4 protein-coding genes and 1 pseudogene are annotated in these 6,543 nt (G+C 59.2%); 3 read left to right on the top strand and 2 right to left on the bottom strand.

Annotation, left to right across the window (positions count from 1 at the left end; translation table 11 throughout):
* Positions 1 to 418 (bottom strand): annotated as a pseudogene (locus ELY13_RS12265) (IS5 family transposase); the annotation flags it as partial.
* Between the two features lie 140 nt (positions 419 to 558).
* Between ELY13_RS12265 and ELY13_RS12260 the strand changes: the two are divergent.
* Entirely contained in the window at positions 559 to 1,101 is a 543-nt protein-coding gene (locus ELY13_RS12260; RefSeq protein ID WP_126174212.1) for a recombinase family protein, read from the top strand.
* Between the two features lie 190 nt (positions 1,102 to 1,291).
* Here the strand turns inward: ELY13_RS12260 and ELY13_RS12255 are convergent, their stop codons facing one another.
* Positions 1,292 to 4,534 (bottom strand): sensor domain-containing protein, encoded by a 3,243-nt coding sequence (locus ELY13_RS12255; protein ID WP_126174211.1) that lies wholly within the window; start codon positions 4,532 to 4,534, stop codon positions 1,292 to 1,294.
* Between the two features lie 722 nt (positions 4,535 to 5,256).
* On the opposite strand from ELY13_RS12255, the gene ELY13_RS12250 reads away from it, so the two are divergent.
* Positions 5,257 to 5,889 carry a DsbA family protein gene (locus ELY13_RS12250; protein ID WP_126174210.1) on the top strand — a complete coding sequence of 211 codons (633 nt, stop codon included), beginning with the start codon at positions 5,257 to 5,259 and terminating at the stop codon, positions 5,887 to 5,889.
* Between the two features lie 225 nt (positions 5,890 to 6,114).
* Positions 6,115 to 6,486, top strand: coding sequence for a hypothetical protein (locus ELY13_RS12245; RefSeq protein WP_126174209.1), 372 nt, complete (start codon positions 6,115 to 6,117; stop codon positions 6,484 to 6,486).
* The last annotated feature ends 57 nt before the right edge of the window (positions 6,487 to 6,543 follow it).

Below are 6,543 nucleotides of genomic sequence, written 5' to 3'. Positions count from 1 at the left end.
AGAGGCAGTCCCTGATTGTCGCAGCGGGCGTGGATCTTGCTCGTAAAGCCGCCGCGTGATCGACCAAGAGCGTTCGCACAAGCCCCCCTTTTCCGCCCGCTGCCGAGACGTGGCCGCGAACGCTGGTGCTGTCGATCATGTGCTGCCAGTCGTCGGTCAGGCCCAGATCGACCAGCGTTTGTAGGAGCGCGTCCCAGACACCCTGTTCTGCCCAGCGCCGGAACCGGACATAGACCGAGTTCCACTTGCCATAGCGCTCATGCATGTCGCGCCAGGGGCAACCGACCCGCAACACGTGCAGCATGCCGTTGAGGAAGCGCCGGTTATCGCCAGCTGGCCGTGCCCAGCGACCACGCTCAGACGGCAAAAGTGGCCCGATCAGTTCCCATTCCGCATCCGATAAGTCCCCGCGACCCATGACCGCTCCTTGAAAAGCAGTCTTGAATCAGAACGAGGCGGGATTGAGAATCCCTTTTGTCAACACGGCCTAGGGTTAACGCCGATGTTTCGAGACAGCATGGTGTCTACATCTAGAACTTATTGAGACAGGAGCTGCAGATGTTGGTGGGCTATGGTCGGGTGAGCTCGGCTGGTCAGTCGCTGGACGTTCAACTCAATGCCTTCCGGGCAGCTGGTTGCGAAAAGGTTTTTGCCGAGAAGCGCAGCGGAACCAGCCGGGAGAAACGGATCGAACTTTCCGAAGCCCTCTCATATGTGCGGGAGGGCGACACGCTGGTCGTGACCCGGTTGGATCGTTTGACCCGTTCCGCCGGTGATCTGCACACGATTGTGAAGCAGCTGGCTGATAAGGGCGTGTCGTTCCTCTGCATTCAGCAAGCGGGCTTGGACACGTCTTCAAGCACCGGGAAGCTGCTGCTGGGCATGCTCGCATCGATTGCGGAATTCGAAGCTGACATACGCCGTGAGCGGCAACGTGAGGGCATCGAGCGGGCGAAGGCTGCCGGCGTCTACAAAGGGCGCAAGCCATCAGTTAACGTGGCCGCAGTGCGAACCCTGAAAGCGGAAGGTATCGGAGCGACCGAGATCGCCAAGCAGCTCGGGATCGGCCGAGCTTCGGTTTATCGCGAATTGCAGCAGTAGCGATGCATCTGATCACGAAAACATTGAAGTCGTAGGACGGAAACACCCGACCGACTAGGATCGCGCCGATACGCCGGTGTGCTGGAACTCGACTCCCTTGCATTTTCGAGGCGGCAATGGGGCACTGTTGAACTTCCGCGCTCGCCGAAACGTGGTCCCCGAGACGCTCTTTCGCCATGGGAGCCGAAGCTCAAACGCACCGTAGCCCGTGCCCTACTGCCGAAGATCTCAAAAGCCGCCGCACCTCGTCTGCAGGCACCGCACGGCCAAAGAGATAGCCCTGTCCCAGTGCACACCCTTTCTCGACTAATGAATGCTTCTGCTGGTCAGTCTCGACACCTTCTGCGACGACCTCGATCTTGAGGCTTCTCGCCAGGCCGATGACGGCAGAGACGATCGCAGCAGTCTCTGGATCAGAGGGCATCTTGTCGACAAACGAGCGGTCGATCTTAACCACGTCCACCGGGAAGTCCCGCAGGTGCGTTAATGAAGAGTAGCCGGTGCCGAAGTCGTCGAGAGCAATTCGGACGCCGGCCCAGTTCAGTAGCTCCAGCGCGCGGCGGACGTAGTCAGCGCCTCGTTCAAAGAAAACTTGCTCTGTTATTTCGATCTCCACCAAGGAGGGGGGGATACTGTGGTCCTCCAACCGTGCAAGCAGCCGCTCTGCAAAGTCGTCGCGGACAAACTCAACCGGCGCGACATTGAGCGCGACTCGTTGAACCAGAAGCTTTTGATCGAGCCAAGTGCGCAGGTCTTGAAACACCCGCTGCTGCATCAAATCGCCGATCTTCGAAGCGAGCTCGTAGTTTTTGAATGCCTCGGCAACTGTATCCGGTGTTTGAAGCCCACGCGATGGGTGATGCCAGCGCAGGAGTGCCTCAAACCCGATGATTTCTCCGGTTCTGAGGTCGATCTTCGGCTGATAGTGGGGTTCGACCGACTGTTCAGTGACTGCGGTCCGCGCGAGGCTGAGCTGGGCAGATACAACCTGGATTTGGTCCCGCATCTGCTGCTCGAAGGTCTTCGTCCCGCCGCGCCCGCTTTGCTTCAGGGCGTAGAGGGCAATATCCGCGTGGTTGAATAGCTCAGTTGCGCTGTTCGCATCCTCGGGCAACATGGCCGCACCGATGCTTGCTCCAGTGCTGATCGAGCGGTGCTCGAACGCTACCGGACGATGGAGCCGCGAGAGGATCGAATTGCCCACGCCAGCCAGATCGAGCGGACTACTTCCTTCCAGGACGATCGCGAACTCGTCTCCGCCGAGCCGGGCCACGAAGTCGCCCTTTCGCACGGATTCTCTGAGCCGTCTCCCGGCCTCCTTCAGCAGGTGATCACCCGCAGCATGGCCCAGCGTATCGTTCACATGCTTGAAGTGATCGAGATCGATCAGCAGCAGCCCTACCGTTCCGCCGGTTTCCCTTGCCTTCTTGCTCACCGCTTCCAGATGTGCCTGGAAAGCACGTCGGTTTGGAAGCTCGGTCAGCGGATCGTGCTTGCCTGCCCACTCGAGCTTTGCGGAAGCCTCATGCTGGGCAGTGACGTCGCGGGAAATCGACAGAAGGCTGGTGACCTGCTCATTCTCATTACACATCGGCGTGACGACGACATCCCACCACTTGGGATTCCCCAGAGCAGTCGGGCAAAAGGCGCTGAAGCGAGCGAGTTTACCCGAACAAGCTTGCTCCATCGCAGCTCTGACACTCGTCCGCCCCTCATCAGGCCATAACTCGGCCCAGTTCGCGCCCCGAACCATCTCAATGCATTCAAGTTCCATTGCCTTCAGGCCCGGTGCGTTCATCAGCTGAATGCGACCTTCAAGATCGATAATCTTGATGCAATCGGCGCTTGTCTCCAGCACACTCCGGTAAAGGGCCTCGCTCTCGCTTAGTGCCTGTTCGGCCGCTTTCAGCGTGGTGATGTCTCGTGCGATGAGCAGGACGCGCTCCCGATCTTGAGACAATCGCACAGGAGTAGCGACGATGTCGAACCACTTACTATTGCCCCTTGCGGTCGGGACTTCTGCCAAAAAATGCTCTGCCCCACCTTTGAGGCACTTGGCGATTGCAACCCTTGCTCTTTCCGCGACTTCTGAGGGCAGGAGATCAAACCAGCACGCCCCCAGCAATGACGCGGCATCCTCAATCTCCAACGCCTGTGGCCCTAGCGGATTCACATAGAGGATCGTGCCATCCGGTTCGACAAGTTTGATGCAGTCAGGGCTGGAGTTCAGGATGCTGCTGTTCAGAGCCTCGCTCCGGGTGAGTTCCTGCTCTACCTGTTTCCTGGCCGAGATGTCCGTCGCAATGACAACGACGCTGGCCGGCTGTCCATCTGCATCAGGGACGCATGAGACGTGCACCTCGCACCACACGATGCTGCCGTCTGGGCGAACATAACGTTTCTCAGTCTGGACAGGCTCACCAGACTTGATGCGCTCGTAGTGGTTCGGGTCGTTCCAGCGGAGGTCATCTGGGTGAGTGTAGGCCGCAATCTCGAGATGCCGCAGATCCTCCTCGGAGCGACCTAGAATCTCGCAGTAGCGGGAGTTAATCATTAGCAGCTCACCGTCGAGCCGCCGGTGCAAGATACCCACCATCGCTTGGCCAAACACCGCGGAGAGATGCGCCTCCCGTTGCTGCAGGTCCCGGTGGGTTTTGTTGCGGCTGGTGTTGTCCTGGAGCACACCGACCATCCGAACGGCGAACCCATCTTCGTCGCGTCTGACGAAGCCTCGCTCAAGAACGTCGGCATAGGAGCCGTCGGTCTTGAGGAATCGATATTCACAAACGAACCGCTCCTCGGCACCCTTCAGGACCCGTTGGAGTTCATTGCTAGTACGCTCGCGATCGTCAGGATGAACGCGCACGAGCCACCAGGTAAGGTTCGTGGCCAGTTCTGCGGCAGGATTGCCTAGCCGCTCGTTGGGAGCCTCGTTCCACAGGATTACATCAGAGGTGATGTTCCAGTCGTAAATGATGTTCTGAGTTGCTCGTGCCGCCAGTCGGAAACGTTCTTCGGCTGCTATGAGGGCATCTGAGGTTTCCTTTCGCTTGTTGATGTTGCGAAACCACACCCCGAGGCCACCGCCCTTGAGGGGGGAAGCGTTAACCTCATACCAGGCATGGAGGGGGGCAAAGTAGCTCTCAAAGCCCACTTGCACCCGGTATTCCATCGCTCGCCGGTAGTTCTCTTCGAATGAAGTTCCCCGCGCGTCGCTGAAGACGTCCCAAATAACCTGGCCGAGCAGGTCTTCGCCGTCGGCAATCTCATAGATCGCGCGCCGGTTCAGATAGGTGAAGCGCCAGTCCCTGCCGAGGAGGAAGACGCAGTCACTCGTTCCTTCAAGGAAGCTGTGCATCTCCAACACCGCTTCGGGAGAGCTATGACAGCCTCTTCCTTCGGCCCGCTCTTGAGCCGACGCCTTCAGCGGCATGGCACTCCAGTGTCGCACTTATTCCTCCGAGCTAGTCTGCCCCGAACATCCGCCTCGGGCGCCTGGCGTCTTCACAATCGATTCGCGTCCAAGCCGATCAGCCAGCTCGTCAATGTCATGAGCCGCTTAGTCTGCAATTTGAGCAGAGGCGAACCTGCGATGGAGACGATGGTGTTGCTGAAAACCAAAGATCCTCGAACTCGCCGTTCCTTGAAATCGCCCACTTGGAGGAGCCCGAGAGAAGTCCCAACTCGAAGCAACACTGTAGGCCCGATAGTGGTAATTAGGCAGCCTGTGCAACTACTTACCATTCAGCGGCTCCAGGTTTGTGAAGGGGTCACCAGCTCACGGCCCTCCCGAACCAGCGCTGCTTACGCCGTATCGCCACGGCACCAGCCTGAAAGCGCGCCGGCGGTAACATCCTTGGCGCTGCCGTGGTTTGCCCAACATCTTGGTGAGCTGCTACAGTGCCTGCGTCCGTTGCGTGGGCTCTCCATTTGCACGGTATGCTCTCACCGCGCTGGTCGCGTTCGGCTGGTTCAGTTGGGGCTCTCCAGCCGATCGATCACGAACCTTGCCTTCCGCCTTATCTGGTTTTCGTGCCCGCGGTCGTTGTCGCTTCACTCCTGTTCGGCTGGACATCGGGCTTCTTCGCCGTTGGGCTTAGGCTCAGAGATGCTATGGCTCTCGCACGTTCTCTAGGCACGCAGTAGAGAACGTGGATGACCCGCCGGCAACTGCTTCCCTTGGTCGCGCTCATCCTGCTCAGCGCGATTGCTTCCTACCTCCTCCAGAACACGCGCCCACTGGGTCGGAATGCGGCCGAATCCGCCTCGGCTGCTCGCATACTGGAGGACCAGGGATCGCCCGAGACCGTGCGAGGCAACGGGAACCTCACTGTTGTAATGTTCACAGACTACCAGTGCTCAGCGTGCAGGAAAGCAGACCCTGCACTACGGCGCGCCGTTGCTCGTGACGGGAATGTTCGGGTCGTTTATAAGGACTGGCCTATTCTTGGCGAGCGCTCCGAGCGAGCTGCAACAGTGGCTTTGGCCGCGCACCGGCAGGGCATTTACCCTTCCGTCCACCGCCAACTGATGAAGTCGCCTTCCTTGGACGACACTGCTCTGCGCAATGCTGTCGAAGGAGCAGGAGGCGATTGGGAGCAAGTGGAAGCCGATTTACTCACCCATGGACCAGCGATTGCGAATCAACTCGCCGCTAATCGTCTGGATGCCTTCGCCCTCGTTCTGCAGGGGACGCCGAGTTATCTGATCGGACCCTTGCTCGTGGAAGGAGCTCTGACGGAGCGTGAGTTCCTCCGGGCTTTTGAGCAGGCGCGTTCTGATACTTGAGCCCAGAGCTGCCCGTTAATACCAGCAGAGTTGTTTACGGCCCAGGCGAGTGTCCGGCTTTCGCCCTTTCGCGACATTCGGCCTCATGGTGTCACAGCGATTGGCGAACGAGGCTACATGTTGGTGAAAGCTCAGCACCGCGCCGCCCTGTCATGCCTATTGGGGAACGCCCCGCAATCGGCGCCATTTACTGCCATGAACCCTGGTAGCCGGTGGTAACTGTAGATGAGGAAAATGGTAGTCCTCCTGGGAAGCGCGCTGCTGGCGGGCTGCGCCACTGTCAGCACCGGGCCTGCGGTCATTGACGGCTCCACGGCGGCAGCGTTCGAGCAGACATTAGGAAAAGCACGGGACGATCTCAGCCTAAAGGATCGGCTGAAATTCGAAGCTGCCCTGACCGAGTTCCGCGCGCAGATGTTTGCTCGCGCCGACAATCGCCAGGAATATCAGGAACTCGTCAGGCAAGGACTGAGTGGCTTGACCGCGCCTGCCATAGTCGAGGAGTTCGACAGGAACACCAGGAAGCTCGGCACCGATGCAGCGGACGCGATCTTCAATCTCAAACGTGCGCTGGGAGGTGGCGGGTCATCCGAGTAGCCTATGCGTGATCGACGCGCGTCGGCAGCTGGTGCTGTGAGGACACCCTGGAGCACC

This window comes from Altericroceibacterium xinjiangense, from assembly GCF_003958635.1.
GTDB lineage: Bacteria > Pseudomonadota > Alphaproteobacteria > Sphingomonadales > Sphingomonadaceae > Altericroceibacterium_A > Altericroceibacterium_A xinjiangense.
This window is presented reverse-complemented; position numbering and strand designations above follow the sequence as displayed.